The 16,490-nt window shown below is 58.7% G+C and carries 12 protein-coding genes and 2 pseudogenes; 8 read left to right on the top strand and 6 right to left on the bottom strand.

The features are described 5' to 3' along the window. Nucleotides 1-94: 94 nt before the first annotated feature. The 8 genes and pseudogenes from IB277_RS22145 to IB277_RS22180 all read left to right on the top strand — a co-directional run. Nucleotides 95-1,042, top strand: a pseudogene (locus IB277_RS22145) (aldehyde dehydrogenase family protein); the annotation flags it as partial. Further along, nucleotides 1,041-1,592 (top strand): annotated as a pseudogene (locus IB277_RS22150) (substrate-binding domain-containing protein); the annotation flags it as partial. The pseudogenes IB277_RS22145 and IB277_RS22150, both read left to right, overlap by 2 nt. Nucleotides 1,593-1,661: 69 nt before the next feature. Continuing rightward, nucleotides 1,662-2,681: an ABC transporter permease gene (locus IB277_RS22155; RefSeq protein ID WP_192371757.1), complete on the top strand. Its 1,020-nt coding sequence runs from the start codon at nucleotides 1,662-1,664 to the stop codon at nucleotides 2,679-2,681. After that, nucleotides 2,681-3,418, top strand: a complete 738-nt coding sequence (locus IB277_RS22160; protein WP_192371758.1) for an ATP-binding cassette domain-containing protein — start codon at nucleotides 2,681-2,683, stop codon at nucleotides 3,416-3,418. Before IB277_RS22155 ends, IB277_RS22160 begins: the two co-directional genes overlap by 1 nt. A gap of 30 nt (nucleotides 3,419-3,448) precedes the next feature. Then, entirely contained in the window at nucleotides 3,449-4,291 is an 843-nt protein-coding gene (gene kduI, locus IB277_RS22165) for a 5-dehydro-4-deoxy-D-glucuronate isomerase (RefSeq protein WP_192371759.1), read from the top strand. After that, nucleotides 4,288-5,043: a 2-dehydro-3-deoxy-D-gluconate 5-dehydrogenase KduD gene (kduD, locus tag IB277_RS22170; RefSeq protein ID WP_192371760.1), complete on the top strand. Its 756-nt coding sequence runs from the start codon at nucleotides 4,288-4,290 to the stop codon at nucleotides 5,041-5,043. The genes kduI and kduD overlap by 4 nt, the downstream gene beginning before the upstream one ends. Before the next feature lie 10 nt (nucleotides 5,044-5,053). Continuing rightward, nucleotides 5,054-5,398: a cupin domain-containing protein gene (locus IB277_RS22175; protein ID WP_371813651.1), complete on the top strand. Its 345-nt coding sequence runs from the start codon at nucleotides 5,054-5,056 to the stop codon at nucleotides 5,396-5,398. Between the two features lie 471 nt (nucleotides 5,399-5,869). Then, a complete protein-coding gene (locus IB277_RS22180) occupies nucleotides 5,870-6,643 on the top strand; it encodes a hypothetical protein (protein ID WP_192371762.1) in 774 nt (257 codons plus the stop codon). 226 nt (nucleotides 6,644-6,869) lie between these two features. Here IB277_RS22180 and IB277_RS22185 read toward each other — a convergent pair whose 3' ends face one another. The 6 genes from IB277_RS22185 to IB277_RS22210 form a co-directional block, all read right to left on the bottom strand. Continuing rightward, nucleotides 6,870-7,964 carry a PHB depolymerase family esterase gene (locus tag IB277_RS22185; RefSeq protein ID WP_192371764.1) on the bottom strand — a complete coding sequence of 365 codons (1,095 nt, stop codon included), beginning with the start codon at nucleotides 7,962-7,964 and terminating at the stop codon, nucleotides 6,870-6,872. A 385-nt stretch (nucleotides 7,965-8,349) separates the two neighbouring features. Beyond that, a complete protein-coding gene (locus tag IB277_RS22190; protein ID WP_192371765.1) occupies nucleotides 8,350-10,437 on the bottom strand; it encodes a catalase in 2,088 nt (695 codons plus the stop codon). Between the two features lie 422 nt (nucleotides 10,438-10,859). Then, nucleotides 10,860-11,954 (bottom strand): YihY/virulence factor BrkB family protein, encoded by a 1,095-nt coding sequence (locus tag IB277_RS22195; RefSeq protein WP_060581472.1) that lies wholly within the window; start codon nucleotides 11,952-11,954, stop codon nucleotides 10,860-10,862. Nucleotides 11,955-12,223: 269 nt separating this feature from the next. Then, nucleotides 12,224-13,003, bottom strand: coding sequence for a hypothetical protein (locus IB277_RS22200; protein ID WP_192371767.1), 780 nt, complete (start codon nucleotides 13,001-13,003; stop codon nucleotides 12,224-12,226). Beyond that, a complete protein-coding gene (locus tag IB277_RS22205) occupies nucleotides 12,990-14,297 on the bottom strand; it encodes a hypothetical protein (protein WP_060581470.1) in 1,308 nt (435 codons plus the stop codon). Before IB277_RS22205 ends, IB277_RS22200 begins: the two co-directional genes overlap by 14 nt. A gap of 152 nt (nucleotides 14,298-14,449) precedes the next feature. Further along, a complete protein-coding gene (locus IB277_RS22210; protein WP_192371768.1) occupies nucleotides 14,450-16,288 on the bottom strand; it encodes a PAS domain-containing sensor histidine kinase in 1,839 nt (612 codons plus the stop codon). Nucleotides 16,289-16,490: the final 202 nt, after the last annotated feature.

The raw sequence follows: 16,490 nt of genomic DNA on the forward strand, positions 1-16,490 counted from the left end.
AGTACCATACAATTTCAACGCAACATAAATCCGGATGTCAAAGACCGGACCGAGAGGGAGGAGGTCGGCACAGCGTGTCGGCCTTGGAGAGATATTGCTGTCCAATTTCATCGCGCCTGATTCCAGTGACCCACGGCTGAACATCAAAGCTCGCTATCAGATGCTTGTCGATGGCAAGTCGGTTGATGCCGCGTCTGGCAAGACCGTTGAACGGGCGAGCCCAGGCCACGCCGGCGTCGTGGTCGGCACATGGCCAGATGCCTCGGCAGATGACGTGCGCGCTGCGATCGCAGCTGCTCGCCGTGCGTTTGACACAGGCCCATGGCCGCGCATGTCGGGTGCCGAGCGGTCGCGGCTGATGTTCAAGGTCGCAGACCTTATCCTGACATGTCAAGAAGAACTGGCCCTGATCGAAAGTCTCGAGGTCGGTAAGCCGATCGCGCAGGCGCGTGGTGAGATCGGGTTTTGCGCCGACCTTTGGTCCTATGCCGCCGGCCAGGCGCGAGCGCTCGAAGGCCAGACGCACAACAATATCGGCGACGACCGCCTCGGCCTCGTGCTGCGAGAGCCGGTCGGCGTCGTCGGTATCATCACGCCATGGAATTTCCCCTTCATCATCGCATCGGAGCGTGTTCCCTGGGCGATTGGCGCCGGCTGCACGGTCGTCCTGAAACCTTCCGAATTCACCTCGGGCACCTCGATCCGCATGGCGGAGCTGGCCCGGGAAGCAGGCATTCCTGACGGCGTCTTCAACGTCGTCACCGGTTACGGCGATCCGGCCGGTCAGGTGCTGGCGGAAGATCCCGGTACGGACATGGTGGCTTTCACCGGCTCGGTTCGTGTCGGCACCAAGCTTGGCGAGATTGCCGCGCGCAGTGTCAAGCGCGTAGGGCTCGAACTCGGCGGCAAGGGTCCTCAGATCGTCTTTGCCGACGCAGATCTTGAAGCGGCAGCCGACGGGATTGCCTACGGCGTCTATCACAATGCTGGCCAATGCTGCATTTCCGGCAGCAGACTTCTGGTTCAGGAGGGGATCCGCGATGAACGAGTTTGCCTCCGGCTATGAACTCGGCAACCGTATGATCAAGGAATTCGGCCTGAAGTCCGGCGATGTGGTGTTCAATCCGCGCGAAATCCCAGAGGCCAGCTTTGCCGTCGCCCGTGGTGGCGGCATTGAGAAGGCGATGGCCGAGAACGGTATCAAGGTCGAGACTGTGCGTGCCGGTCTCGATCCGGCAGAAGCGCAGAACATCATGGCGCAGTTCCTGATTGCCAATCCGAACATCAAGGCTCTGTTCGGGACGGGTTCGGTAACCTCCACCGTCGGTGCCGGCGCCATCAAGGATGCGGGGGTCAACATTCCCTTCGGCGGCTTCGATCTCGCGGTCGAGATCGTCAATGCGGTCGAATCCGGTGCCATGTTCGCCACCATGGACCAGCAGCCCTATCTGCAAGGGTATCACCCGATCGCCCAGATCGCTCTGGCCAAGAAGTACGGGCTCACGCCGACCGATATCGACACAGGGCAGGGTGCCTTCCTCGACAAATCGCGCATCAGTTCGGTCAAGCCTCTAATCGGCACCTTCCGCTAACCGCGCTTCGTGGGAGCCTGTCGGCGCGCTCGCCAGGTTCCCCGTTCCCAAACGATCGAGTGACAGACCGTGACACCTATCCTAGCCGACAGTGCCGCGCCCCGGTCGCGGACCCAGAGACAATCCGTTCTCAAGCAGATCATGAGTATGCCCGCGGGCGCGATCCTGCTCGTCTTCGTGTCGCTGCAGATCGTCTGCATCGCCGGAGCGCTCCTTTATCCAGATGATTTTCGCTATCTTTCGCCGCAGAACCTGACGATCCTGATGAAGGCGATCCCGGTGCTCGGTTGCCTGGCGCTCGGTGCCGGCGTGCTGATGATTGCCGGCGAGTTCGACCTTTCCATCGGCTCGGTCTACACCTTCACCGCCATCCTAATGGCCAGTCTGGTTGGAGCTGGTGTCAGCGCCTTCATCGCTGCCCCTCTCGGTATCGTGACCGGCGTGATGATCGGCCTTCTCAACGGGCACATCACCCTGCGTTTCGGCCTGCCCTCTTTCATCGTGACACTCGGAGGACTGCTGTTCTGGCGCGGCGCGGTGCTTCTCTATAACGGAGCGGTTCAAGTTCGCTTCGATCCGGAGCCGATCTTCACCAGCCTCTTTTCCGGTACGCTCTTCGGCATCAACGCCGCTTTTATCTGGATAATCCTCTTCGTTGTCGGATTTCATTTCCTCCTGCATCGCCATCGCTTCGGCAACCACGTCTTTGCAACCGGCGGAAATCGGGGTGCTGCTGAGGCCATCGGCATCAACACCAACCGCGTCAAGCTCATCGCGTTTGCGATTGCTGGCGGCATGGCGGCCGTGGCGGGCATCATTGCGACTGCCCGCGTCGGCAGCGTGCAGCCGGGACAGGGTGCCGGCCTCGAACTTCAGGCGATTGCCGCCTGCGTTATCGGCGGGCTGTCGCTACGCGGCGGTCGCGGCTCGATCATCGGCGTCTTCCTCGGCGTGATGCTCATCCACACCATTACCGACGTGCTGCTCCTTCTGAGGGCACCGGGATTTTATCTCGACATGTTCATCGCGACGCTGATCGTGCTGGCCGCCATCTTCAACCATCTTATCGAGCGGCGAGGTCTCGCGTGATGTCGGCCCCCAATCTTCTCGAACTGCACAATATCTCCAAGAATTTCGGTGCGCTCACGGCGCTCCGTAACCTGAGCTTTCATATCGGCGAAGGGGAAGTGGTCGGTCTTTTGGGCGACAACGGCGCTGGCAAATCGACGACCGTCAACCTTATCTCCGGCATTCACAAGCCGACTGAGGGCTATCTCAGTGTCGATGGCAAGAAGACGGCCTTTACCTGCCGCTCGGACTCTGCCGATGCCGGTATCGAGACGATCTACCAGCACACTGCCCTGGTCGACAGCCTCTCGATCACCCGCAACATCTTCATGGGGCGCGAACTGACGGATCGTTTCGGCTTTCTCCGGCAGACCGAGATGCGCGACATCGCCATGGAAGTGCTGCAGAACGCGGTGAATATCTCGGGCATTGATTCCCCGGACACGCTCGTCGGTAACCTTTCGGGAGGTCAGAAGCAGGCGGTGGCCATTGCCCGCGCCGTCTACTTCAAAAAGCGCGTATTGCTTCTCGACGAGCCCACCTCGGCGCTCTCCGTGCGTGAGACGGAAGCGCTCTTGAACCAGGTCCTGAAACTCAAGGCGGAGAACGTTTCCAGCGTGCTGGTGACGCACAACATCTACCACGCCTATCAGGTCTGCGATCGCTTCGTGATCATGAGCCACGGCACCAAAGTGTTCGATGTCAACAAGGCAGACACAACCATCACCCAACTGACCGAATATGTCGTGCTGACCTGATACATCCCTAAAAGACGAGAGGCAGATGCCGTGACAATTTCCGTATCAACACGCCAGGTCGTAGGGCCGGCGGATGCCGCAAGGCGCGACACTCAGGGTCTTCGCGCTGGCTTCGTGATCGAGAACATTTTCCGCCCGGGGGAGGTCCACCTCACCTACAGCCATCTCGATCGCATGATCGTCGGTGGCGTGGCGCCGGTATACGAAAAACTCTGCGTCGAAAGCGTCGCTGAAACCGGCACGGAGCGCTTTCTGGATCGCCGCGAGCTCGCCGTCATCAATATCGGCGGAAACGGCGTGGTCACGGTGGACGGCCGAGACTATGCGCTCGGCTTCCAGGAGGCGGTCTATGTCGGCATGGGCGGGCGCGCGCTCGGTTTTGCGAGCGACGATCCTGCCGCGCCCGCATTGTTCTATCTTCTGAGCGCTCCGGCGCACCGTGCCTGTCCGACCGTGCACATCACCCGTGACATGGCAAGGAAAGTGCAGCTTGGTTCGGCGGAAGAATCCAACGCCCGCACCATCAACCAGTATGTGCATCCGGATGTCTGCGAAAGCTGCCAGCTTCTCGTCGGCCTCACCATGTTCGAACCGGGCTCTGTCTGGAACACCATGCCGGCGCACGTCCATGATCGCCGCATGGAGGTCTATCTCTATTTCGGCATGCAGGAGAGTACACGCGTCTTTCACTTCATGGGCGAGCCAAGCGAAACGCGGCATGTTGTCCTGAAGAACCATGATGCAGTGTTATCCCCGGGATGGTCGATCCACTCAGGCGCCGGTACCGGTCGCTATGCTTTCATCTGGGCGATGGCCGGCGACAATATGAGCTTTACCGACATGGACAAGGTACCGATGGAAGCGCTCAGATGACGCTATTCGATCTCACCGGTCGCTGGGCGATCGTCACCGGCGCCAATACCGGTATCGGTCAGGCGATTGCTGTCGGGCTTGCCAAGGCCGGTGCCGGTATCGTCGGAGTTGGGCGATCGGCCATGACGGAAACCGAGGCTGAGGTCATGTCCATCGGCCGGAAATTCGTGCCCATTCCAGCCGATCTTTCAGTTCCCGGCATAGCGAGCACTGTCATTGCGAAAGCTCTTGCTTCCGGTGCTACCCCGGATGTGCTCGTCAACAATGCCGGTATCATCAGGCGGGCTGACACGCTCGATTTTGCCGAGGAAGATTGGGATGCGGTGCTTGATATCAATCTGAAGTCGGTCTTCTTTCTCTGCCAGGCGTTTGCGAAGGCGGCGATTTCAGCGGGGCGAGGTGCGAAGATCATCAACATTGCGTCGCTCCTGTCGTTTCAAGGGGGCATCCGCGTTCCGTCTTACACGGCAGCCAAGAGCGGCCTTGCCGGGCTCACCAAGCTAATGGCGAACGAGTGGGCTGCGAAGGGCATTAACGTCAATGCGATGGCACCGGGTTATGTCGAGACCAACAATACGACGGCGCTACGGGCAGACGCGGAGCGCAGCGCCGACATATTGAAACGCATTCCCGCCGGACGCTGGGCGCGTCCCGACGATATGGTCGGCGCGGCAGTCTTCCTGGCGGCACCAGCATCTGACTATGTACATGGCACCATCCTGCCGGTGGACGGCGGTTGGCTTGCCCGATAAGGAGATCCAAGTGCAGTATTATTCCTTGCCTGAAGATACGGTCTGGACCGAAGTCGCGCCTGGCAACAGTCGAGCGGTGTTGAGCGAACGTCCGGAACTCATGCTCGTCGCCTTCCGGTTCGACAAGGACGCCATTGGTGCGCTTCATTCGCATCCACATACACAGGTAAGCTATGTTGCCGAAGGTACCTTCGATGTCACGGTCGATGGCGTCACCACCCGATTGGGGCCGGGGAGCAGTTTCATCGTTGCCCCAAATCTCGTTCACGGGGTGGTCGCGCTGACGAATGGCCTTCTGATTGATACGTTCACTCCTCGCCGGGATGATTTCTTACGGGTTTCCAACGACGATTAGGCATCCGTTGGGCAACCGGCCCGAAGTCTGTCGTTCAGAGTGCGCCCAGTTGGGAAAACCCAGTTTCGTGCTCGATCAAAGCGGGGAGACATGGAAATCATGATTGCTAGCGCGTTCGGCAGGCAAACCAAATAAGGGCGAAGAGCGGTTGCTATTCGAATAACAAAGGCGCAGTGTCCAATCTTCAGTAGCAGATATTACGGGCGCTGCTGTGTGAGGGTTCGATACCCTGGCCCCAATCAAGGGGGCGCCATGTCTTCCACCGAACAGACATTTTCGCCTTGCGATCCAGAAAATTTCAGTCGGCCCTAGGCAATTGAGGCGGCGAACTGCGCAGCGCTGTGCGGAGGCTGTTCCCAGCCTCGGCAAGCGAGCATCGGCTGGGACGAACCGATGGGCGCAGGTAGGCACCGGCCGCAAGGGCTTCCCACTTCTGTGACCACTCAACCGCCCATTCGGAGACATAAGGACATGCCTCAACCGTTCTTCCTAGCGTTGGCTTTAAAAGCGAGCGTTCTTCTATCTGCAACTCTGCTCTTGATCCCTGGGGCATATGGTCAAGGGACGCTGTCGGTGCCAGCCAATTCCGAAGCAAAACGCTACGGATCGGGGTGGGAATGCAATCGCGGATTCCGACAAGAGGCCGATTCCTGCGTTGCTGTGACGGCTCCCGACAATGCTTTCCTGACAAACGCTTCCTATGGCAACGGCTGGGAATGCGATTACGGGTTTGCCGAAAAGGACGGCCAGTGCCTTGCCGTTCAGCTACCCGCAAATGCTTTTCTCGACTCTTATTCTGGTGACCGCTGGAAGTGCATGCACGGATATCGTCAGCGCGACACTGAATGCGACCTTATCGAGGTGCCGGACAAGGCGTATCTGACGGATTCGACCTATGGCGAGGGCTGGACCTGTGAACGAGGGTATCAGGTCATCGCAGGCAAATGCGTCGCACTGAGCGTTCCTGACCATGCCTACCTGACCACCAGCGGCAATGAATGGCTATGCGACCGTGGATTTGAAATGAAAGATCAGACCTGTGCTGCCGTAAAGGTTCCCGAAAATGCAACCTTCGCGGACAACTCCTATGGCCAGAAATGGAAATGTGACCGCGGATTTGAAGCAAAGGGATCCGTCTGTTCACAGATCAATCTTCCGGAAAATGCACATCTCGATCGTTCCGGAAACGGATGGGAGTGCAACCGTCCGTATCGGCTCAGTCGCGGGGTCTGCAGTGTGGAGTGACGGCAGCGCGACAATATCTGGAGGTGCGCGACTTCGTGGCTCGATGTGGTTGCACTTCAAAAATGACCGCCGCATATCGTGAGGGCTGAAAATATGGCCCATCAGAGTGGGCAACGTGTAAATTGAATGTTTGCGGCGCCGGCTTCACTCGCCGTTTGAGGCATCTCTATGCGGTGAGTCGGCAGATCAAAAAGGGCGGGTGGCCAAGAAGCAAGTGCGGGCGGTGTTATCGCATCAGCCCCGCTGCGCGTAGCGCGTCTTCGATTGTCCGCCGAATGCCGTCCGTCGGTCCCTTTGGGCTCGGATTATCGTTGCTCCGAGCCGTGGGGATAGGGGCGTCAGAGGCGACGCCCGGCTTTATCTGTCTCAAGGATGGCGCCGCAACCCCGAAAGCCTTGGCGATTTCCTCGGTCGACGAAATGCCGACGTCAAGCATGTAGGGCCCTGCCCGACCGTACCCACTTTTAGCATCGATTGGAGTGCCGTGGCCCATACCCTTGACGCGGTAGAGCTGAAGGCGTTCCTCCCCGTTGGCATTGACCCAGACCCGGCGTTCAAGCCGCGACGTTGGTTGGTCTACCCGGGGGGATCCTCGGGTTTCAGCAATGCCCAGCCACTGGTCGACAATCGCATCTGCGTTGGCCGAGTTGACGGTCGTGTCCTGCGTTCCCTGCCAGACCGATATCGCCGGCCATGGGCCCGTTGTTTTGGAAGCGGACCGAAGCAGCTTTTGAAGCGTTTTAGTGTCGGGAATGCCTTGCGCACGCATACGGTCGAACGCTTGGGGTATCGTGTGTGCCGTGCCATAGGGAAGGCCGGCTATGATTGCGCCGCCGGCAAAGACTTCGGGATAGGTTGCCAGCATCACATTGGCCATCGCTCCACCGGCTGAAAGGCCGGTGATGTAAACTCGCGAGATATCGATGTCATAGCGTGCTACTGCGGCCGCGATCATCTGGCGGATTGAAAGCGCTTCACCATCGTCGCGCACCATATCGTTCGGCTGGAACCAGTTGAAGCAAAGATTGGCGTTGTTGCTGCGGGTTTGCTGCGGGAAGAGGACGACAAAGCCGTAGTCGTCGGCCAATCTGCTCCATCCCGAGCCTGTGTCGTATGACGACGCCGTCTGGGTGCAGCCGTGCAAGACGACGACGAGCGCCGGTCGTGGAATTGCCGTCGATGGGACATGAACCTGTGCCTCAAGCTGGCCAGGATTCGATCCAAAGGCCTCGAATGCAGACAAGTGACCCTCTAGAGAAGGGTCGACCGGATGTGTGCGGAACTGCTTGAGCAAAGCGAGGGTGTTAGACAAGGAGCGCATAACGAAACCTCCAGGCCGTAACGCCAGGATGGCTATCACAGCGGCCTCATGCAGCACTTAGTAATGATTGCTGCACTGCACAAAATAATGCTGCAGTGCGGCGTTTCAATGGAAGACGCGAAATTCGCCGGGCGAACGCAAATCCGTCAATCGAGCCAGCGGTTGCGAAACGTGAGGCTGGCAACGGAGATCGGTTTGCCCTCTTCGCGCGCGCAGAGACCGAAATTTCGGTACCATGGCCCTCGGGCAATTCATCGCGTGCGACATCAACGAGGACAGGCGTGATTCTCGCGAGAATGTAGCTCAAGCCCCAGATCATCCCGCGTCTGCCCGACGGTTACATCTACCGCGGACGCAGCAGGTGAACGGAAAGCGGCAATTGCATTTATGCAAGCAGACGCAGTTTGGGCTCACGATCCCAGAAACGTTTTGAGGCGGCTTCCAGGAAATGGGCGTCAATAGGCACGACCCCCGCGCTGATCTCCACGCCCGCCTTCTTCAAGATCGGTAGCGCGTCCTCGCTGTGCCCGATTGCCTTCAGGTGGCCGAAGGCGTCCATAATCCACTGGATGGCCGCCGCTTCGTTGACGAGAATATCGGCGCCATCCTTTGAAAGCAGCACGACAATCGCGTCAAAAACCTGTGACGGAGAGCCCGCGAGCTGGCCGTCGACTTTTACGGCCTTTCCGTTGGAGAGCCTTGTAGCGCCGATCTTTGGGGCCACGACAAACGGCACGGCGCCCGCTTTGGCGATATCGTCCTTGAGCTTTTTGAGCGCAACTGCGTCCGAGCCGTCGGCGATCAGGATACCGATCTTCCGTCCCTCGACCGTCTCCACCATGTTCTTCTGGATGGACAGGGCAGGCGAGGGCGCGAGATCGACCGGTTCCCGTGCAGCCGGATTGATCGCGGGGAGATCAATACCAAGACCGTCGGCCACCCGTTGTGCAAGACCCTTGTCGACGTTCAAGAGATTGCCGAGCATCCGCGGTGGCACGTGGTCAAGGGCAACCTTGGACAACTCGAAAACAAACGATGAGGCTATGTGCGCCCGTTCTGAGTCCGTTTGAGAGAGCCAGAACAGGCGCGCCTGGCTATAGTGATCGGCAAAGAGATCGGCGCGCATGCGAAGCTTCTCACCTTGTTCCCTTTTACCGGTTTGCGCTTCCAAGGTTCGGAAGCCGGCGCTCGGGCATTCGCGTGGACCGCTGTTTTCTCCTGCCATTGCCAGGCTGTTCGGCTCGTAGTTTGCCCGGCCCTTGGGCAGGTTCATCTGCATCATGCCATCGCGCTGGAAATTCATCATCGGGCACTTCGGCGCGTTGATCGGCAGCTGGTGAAAGTTTGCCGTGCCCAGGCGGGACTTCTGCGTATCGAGATAGGAAAACAACCGCCCCTGAAGAAGTGGGTCGTTGGTGAAGTCTATTCCAGGAACGATGTTTGCCGGGCAGTACGCTACCTGTTCGGTTTCCGCAAAGAAGTTGTCGGGGTTTCGGTCAAGAACCAGCCGGCCGACGATCGTCAACGGCAGAAGTTCCTCCGGAATGATCTTGGTGGCGTCGAGTACGTCATAGGGGAGTTTGTTCGCGAACGCCTCGTCGAACAGTTGAACGCCGAGTTCCCACTCCGGAAAACTGCCGCTCTCGATCGCTTCGTAAAGATCACGGCGATGATAGTCGTTGTCAGCGGCCTGCAGCTTCAGTGCTTCATCCCATATCGTCGACTGAACCCCAAGCTTCGGCCTCCAATGGAACTTGACGAAGGTCGATTTGCCGGCGGCATTGACGAAACGAAATGTATGAATGCCAAAGCCCTGCATCATGCGGTAGGAGCGCGGTATTGCCCGATCGGACATAGCCCACATCAACATGTGGGTGCTCTCGGGCATCAGCGAGGCGAAGTCCCAAAATGTGTCGTGAGCGCTGCCGGCCTGCGGGTAGGCACGGTCGGCTTCCATTTTGACCGCGTGGATAAGATCCGGGAACTTGATCGCATCCTGAATGAAGAAGACGGGAATGTTGTTGCCAACCAGGTCCCAGTTGCCCTGCTGGGTGTAGAATTTGACCGCAAATCCGCGGACATCGCGAGGTGTGTCGACCGAGCCGGCGCCACCGGCGACCGTTGAGAAGCGCACGAACACCGGCACTTTTTCACCAACCCGCTGAAAAAGATCCGCCATGGTCACGTCGCTAAGGGACTGGGTTAGTTCGAAGAACCCATGTGCCGCCGAGCCGCGCGCATGCACGATCCGCTCCGGGATCCGCTCATGGTCGAAGTGAAAGATCTTCTCGCGCAAAACGAAGTCTTCCAGAAGCGCCGGTCCCCGCTCGCCTGATTTCAGGCTGTTTTGATTATCGGAGACCCGAATACCCTGATTGGTGGTGAGGTGTGCTCCAGCGGTCTTTTCCGAGACGTGCTGATGCGTTTCCCCGCCGCGACCGGGCTCGCTGTCAAATTTGGTCTTGTCGGCCATCGATCGATCCTCTTCTCTAGCGTACCGGCACTGGCGAAGGGCGCTCGACATCTGCGAGGTTCCAAGGGGGCCGGGAAGGAGTACACCCGCCAAAACCTGCGTGTGTTCCAAGAGTTCCCTCGTGATCGCGCCTTTTCGTATCGTGGGCCCTTCGGCGCAAATCCGAGGGGGGAAGAGTGCGACAATATACGGTGGGGAAATGGAGTGGATTAAGGCCCGCGCATAACGTCTGCCTCATTCTAGCTTGTCTTGGACCTCTTCTTCCGCAATGGGAAGCGAAGAGCCTATCGCAGCGCCAACGAAGGCTCTCCGCTAAAGCCTTAGCGCGTCGCACCGCAACAGAGCATCTTGGCAGCGCCTTCTTGCCCGCGCTCGTAGAACCAACCGCCTGCGGCATCTCGTTTGGTGCTTGGTCCCAACGGCTACTTTGCAGCCTGGCCGATCGTGTCGGCCACGTACGCTCCCCGAAAGCCCATAGGCAGGGGTTTGCCAGTGGTCGAATCCTTCAGAGTCTGGTGCTCAAGTTCCGCATTCAACTCGGCGCCAACGATCAGCAGGGTCACCGATAACCAGAGCCAAATGAGGAAACCGACAAGGCCACCGAGCGCGCCGTAGCTGGCATTGTAGTCGGCCAGATTGCTCAGATACCACGCATAGGCCAAAGACATCACGATCCAAGCGGACGTTGCAAAGAGCGATCCCCAGGTTAACCAACGAACCTTTGGCGGCTCGCGACTGGGGCCAAGGCGGTAAACGACTGCCGCTCCTGTTAAAGCGGCCGCAACCACTAGTACCCAGCCTGCTAGCAGGATCAAAGCCTCATTTGTCGGATCGAGGGAGACGAGCCGAAAGACCGCGGGCAGAGCGGCAGTGACGCCTATCATGATGATGAGGACAATCATCGCGCAAAGTGTGAAAACGATTGCGATAACATTGAGCTTGAGAAATCCACGCTTCTCGACTTCCTGATAGGCAACATTCATTGCGTCGAAGAGTGCGAGCGTGCCGTTTCGGGCGCTCCAAAGCGTGATGAAGAGACTGACCAGGAAGGTGACGCTCAACGTCGTCTCGCGCATATGCACAAGCGCTTGGACCTGCGGCTCAAAGACATCGAATGCCCCCGGGGGCAGCGTGTAGGACAGAGCCTTCAGGTGCTCGGCAATGTCGATTGGATCAGCGAGCAATCCGTACAGCGAGACAATAGCACCCAATGCCGGGAACAGTGCAAGGAGCAGGTAAAACGTCACTCCGGCGGCGACGAACGCCACGCGGTCGTTAGAAACTTCGTGGATGACGCGCCAAAGAACGTCGTAGAGCCCTCTTGGGGGGATGTCCTCGGGGACATCGGCATAGCGGCCATGATCGTCATCTTCTTTCGCGTGCGTGGGATTGCCGTTTGCCTCGTCGCGCCCAGGAGCGCGCCGATTGGTATCAAGCATATAAAGCGCAAACAACGCGGCTGCGAAGACGACGTAGGCCGTAGCGTGGCTCTTCGGGTGCGAGTATTTCGAGGACATCACCAAACATCCAGTTGCTCGATTCCTAACGATCGGCGACGCGAAATGGATGCATCCTTCCTCACTATAAACTTCCGATTTCGTCCGACCACTTTCCGCTGCTTCGACGACGGCGTTCGCCTGCTTGACGTCGTGGCTGCGATGGCGGTCACTTCAGTGCGAAGCCGGGTCGCCTCAATGGGCGAAGCGTTCAGTTGCTCGTGTCGGCTGAGCAAGAGGCCCGCCATTGTTCCATGCCCTGGCGTCGCCGTGATCCGCTCGGTGGAAACCTAACTTCTCTTCTTGGAACTCGCAGCTGGCGTTGTCGTCAGTCGAAAATCGGCCATTTCCTTCGCCGTCAAGTAATAAAGGCGGTCCGCAGGCGTTTCCAAGGCGTTGAACCAGAGTTCAGCAGCAATGCCCATGGCCTCGAGATGGCGGGCGACGCGTGCGGTGGCGGATTGTGTGGTCGACATGACCTCGTCTGCGGCGGGTATGACGTTGCTGACGTTAAATAGCTGGTGCACTCCAACCACCGCGTCTTTTTCCGCGAGGCGCTCAACGCCACCTGCAAACACGATTGGACATGAGGAAGCGCAAAGTGCTCTCGACACAACTTTCGTCGTCAACGATTTTTCGCGTATCAGCTTGGAAATTGCCAGCGCGTCGTCCACTGAGCCGCCTGGGGAGTTGAGCGCGACGGTTCTTACATACTCGCCGCGAACTTCGATCTCTCGGGCAAAGCGCAAAGACGCGCCTTTATCGAAGGTACCTTCGACAAGCAGGACGCCGCCCGGGCCAAGTTCCAACGTCATCGGCTTGTTCAGCACTTCGACTGGGCTCGATGGGCTTTGCGCAGGATCGCTCGGATGCCCCTTGGTTCCTGCAGGCGGCAGGAACGGGACCTGGTAGGCTGGGTCGGCGGTTGACAGCTTGGGGTTGGTTTCCATGTTGCGAACGTCGATGATGAGAAAAATCGCCGTCAACGACAGCAGTAGATAGAACGCGCCTCGCATCGCGGTGCCATCGTCGAGGCGCTTCAAGGCCTTGATCGGTTCATCGATCCTCATGTGAGCGATCCTTGGGACGTATTCTCGGGTCGAGGTTTGTGATGTTGTTTGCCTCTTCCGTGGTTTTCTGTGCTTCAAGCTCGGCTGTAACCTCCATCAGATCCGAGCCGCTTTGCGTTAGCGCACGCTTCAATTCTATTGCCTGCACGAGTTCGGCCGCCGTGATGCGTTCGGCGAAAGGCATCCTTTCTTCCTGTTTTCGGATCGCGCCGTGCACGACTGCGAGAATGAACACCAGTACGCCGGGCAGGAGATCGATAGAGATGGCGCCGGCCCAGGCTGGAATAAAGTCGCCGGCGTAGCGCAACACCGCTTCTGCAGATGATAGCGGCACGAACCTGCGTTCCGTCACCGATGTACGCGCAAGGATCTCGTCGGCAGCTTCAGAGAGCACCTTCGACTGGGCCGCCACAGAAGCGCGCACCGTTGCCATTACCCTGTCCTGACGCTCGACAAGGTCCGCATCGCCACCGTCGGCAACCGGAGCAATAAAGCCGAGAGAAAGATCGTCGGCCGCGCGGCGGATCGAAGGCGCGATGGAAGTCTGCCCGAGAGAAGCGATAACGCCTGTGAGTGCTACGACTTCCGACGAAAATTGATCCGCGCGCGGCTCGATTGCGCCAGGCGCCGAGACCAGAGTGCGCATCGTCTCCAGCCGCTTCTGTCCTTGATTGAACAGGGTCGTCACCTGTTCGCGTGAAGCGTTGATCCCGGTTTCGAGATCTTTCATTTGCGCTGACATTTGAGATAGCAACTGCACGACACTTCCTGAGCCTGTCGTGCCGGTTAAAGCGCCAGATTGCCGTTCGGAAAGGGCAAGCTGTGCGAACCGTTCGGACGCACGCTGGATATCGGGCAGAAGGCTTTGAGCGGCCAAAGCGTTCTGGTGCGCCTGGTCAAGGTCGGCGGTGTAGTCTTCGACGGTTTCTGCGAGATGTTGCTCGAGTGCGGCGGAGCCGGCGAGTGCCGCGGCGTTGAGCCAGCTTGACATAGCCATGATCATGGCCGCGCCGAGCGCCATGACGCCAAGCATGGAGGCGCGCCCCGTATGGGTAGTGATATGCGGATAGAACCGGGCCATATAGGACCAGAACGCGTAGATGCCGACGGAGACAGAAGCCGAGTAGATGATCGCTGCAAAGAAAACCGCAGTCGGCGAGCCATCCAGAATGCTACGGACGCCAAGGTAGGTGTATACGCCTGAGGCGAGGGCCAGAACTGCCACTGCAAACCGCGTCATCGTCTCGACGGCAGCGACCCCGTCGTGCAAACGCTGGGATGCACCGGTCGCCATGGGCAATTCTCCGCAAGAGGAATGTATTCCTTAAATGAGACGCACGAACCGGGCGGAATAAAGGCCGGTTCCTTGGTGGGTGGCGAACGCGATGCCCCAGCTGGCGTGGCCGCCGTTCGGTACATTCGCTAAGCTCGCGCACAACCCTCTCTTTACACTTCATCATCGGCGGGATCCGCCTGGTTCCATCCGCTTTGCAGATTGGCTGCGACTTCGCATACCACGCCTTCAGGACGATAGGCGATGTTGACCTGCCCGTTCAACTCGGCGGCCAAGAGGGTCTTGATGAGACGTGAGCCAAAGCCCTTACGCGATGGTTCCTTGACCGTTGGACCGCCCGCTTCCGCCCAGCGCAAAGTCAGTCGTCCATCCGCATCAAGTGACCACGTGATCGAGGCCCTTCCTTCACTTGCCGACAGGGCACCGTACTTGGCGGCATTTGTCGCCAGTTCATGGAGCGCGAGTGAGACAGATATGACCGCTCTCGGCGGCAGGTGGACCCTCGGGCCTGAAATTTCAAATCGCTCCGGGGGGAAGGGGGCGAGAGACTGATCGATAACCGCGCGCAACTCGGCCTTTTCCCAGGTTCCACGCATGAGGAGGTCGTGTGCTCGCGCCATCGAAGCGATCCGCGCTTCAAACCCTTGCAGTTCAGATGGATCAGTCGCGCTGACACCCAGCGTTTGGCGTGCGATCGCAAGGACTGTTGCAAACAGGTTCTTCACGCGATGATTTAGCTCGCCGACAAGAACGGTCTGAAGGCGTTCCGTCTCCTTGCGAGCCGTTATGTCGTGAGCGAGCTTCGAGGCTCCGACAATGCTGCCATACGCATCGTAGATCGGCGACACCGACAAGAGCACATCGACGGTTCGTCCATCCTTGTGAAGTCTTTTGGTTTCATAGGGTTCGACCTTCAGTCCGGCGCTGACCCGGCGCAAGATTGCAGGCTCTTCGTCAATACGATCCTCCGGGACCAGCGTCATGACAGAGCGTCCGACAATCTCTTGTGCCGAATAGCCGTAGAGCCGTTCGGCGCCGCCGTTCCAATTCGTAATCCTCATCTTAAGGTCGATGCCAAGAATTGCGTCGTTGGAAGAGGCGATGATGGCAGCGAGGCGCCGCTCGACCTCCTGTGCTCGCTTACGTTCGGTGATGTCGACGATGACGGCGGCGGCCCGTTGGAAAACGCCTTGTTTATCGCGCAGCACCGATACGGAGTTCGTTACCCACACGAGCCCTCCGTCCTTTCTCACATAGCGCTTTTCCATCTCGTAGCTGTCGCCGTTCCGCGTCATTTCGTTAAACAACCGGGCACTCTCTGCCATGTCCTCGGCAAACGTGATGTCGTGAATCCGCATGGTCTGCAATTCGGCTTCGCTATAGCCGACGATGTCGCAGAAGCGACTGTTGACGAGGAGGAAACGGCCTTTGAGGTCGGTCTGGGCGATGCCGGCAGCCGACTGCGAAAAGATCGCACGCAATTGCGCTTCGCTCGCCTGCAAGGCATTCTCAAATCTCACACGCTCCGTCGTCTCGTTGACAATGCAAAAAACGCCCCGCGCGGTCTTGTTCTCGTCGCGCACGGGCGAATAGGAGATGTCGAAATAGACCGTTTCGGGATAGCCATGGCGCTCGATGTAAAAAGGCCGGTCTTTCGCCACGACCGTTTCGCCGCCGTCAAGAACGCGTCGAAGTAGTGGTTCGAGATCGCTCCAGAGCTCGCCCCAGTGCTCGCGTGCTGGGCGCCCAAGCGCGCGCGGATGCTTGTCTCCAATCGTCGGAGCATAGGCGTCGTTGTAAAGAGCGATGAACTCTTCGCCCCAAAACAAGACGATCTGGGCCTGGGCCGGCAACATGATGTCGACGGCGGCTTGGAGGCACGGCGGCCAGTCCTTGACAGCGCCAAGAGGACTGTCCTCCCAGTCATATGCCTCGATCAAACGGGCCATTTCATTGGACGCAGCGGTGGTGGTGATGCTCTCCAGTTTCATATCTCCTCATAAGGGCTGCAAACATACTTCAACCCTTTGAGAAATCTGCGTCAATAGGGAATTGATTGGTGGAAGGGGTGGCGGCGCGAAGGCGTTGGCATCTCAAAGTCGCCGAGGCGATAATCCGCGAACAGGCAGACAGCCAGCACCCTCATTCGTCGTCATCGGTCGGGTTTCGGTTTCCCGCTAAAGAATCGCCAGC

Origin of the sequence: Ensifer sp. ENS07 (assembly GCF_014852185.1) — a bacterium.
Classification (GTDB): Bacteria; Pseudomonadota; Alphaproteobacteria; order Rhizobiales; family Rhizobiaceae; genus Ensifer; species Ensifer adhaerens.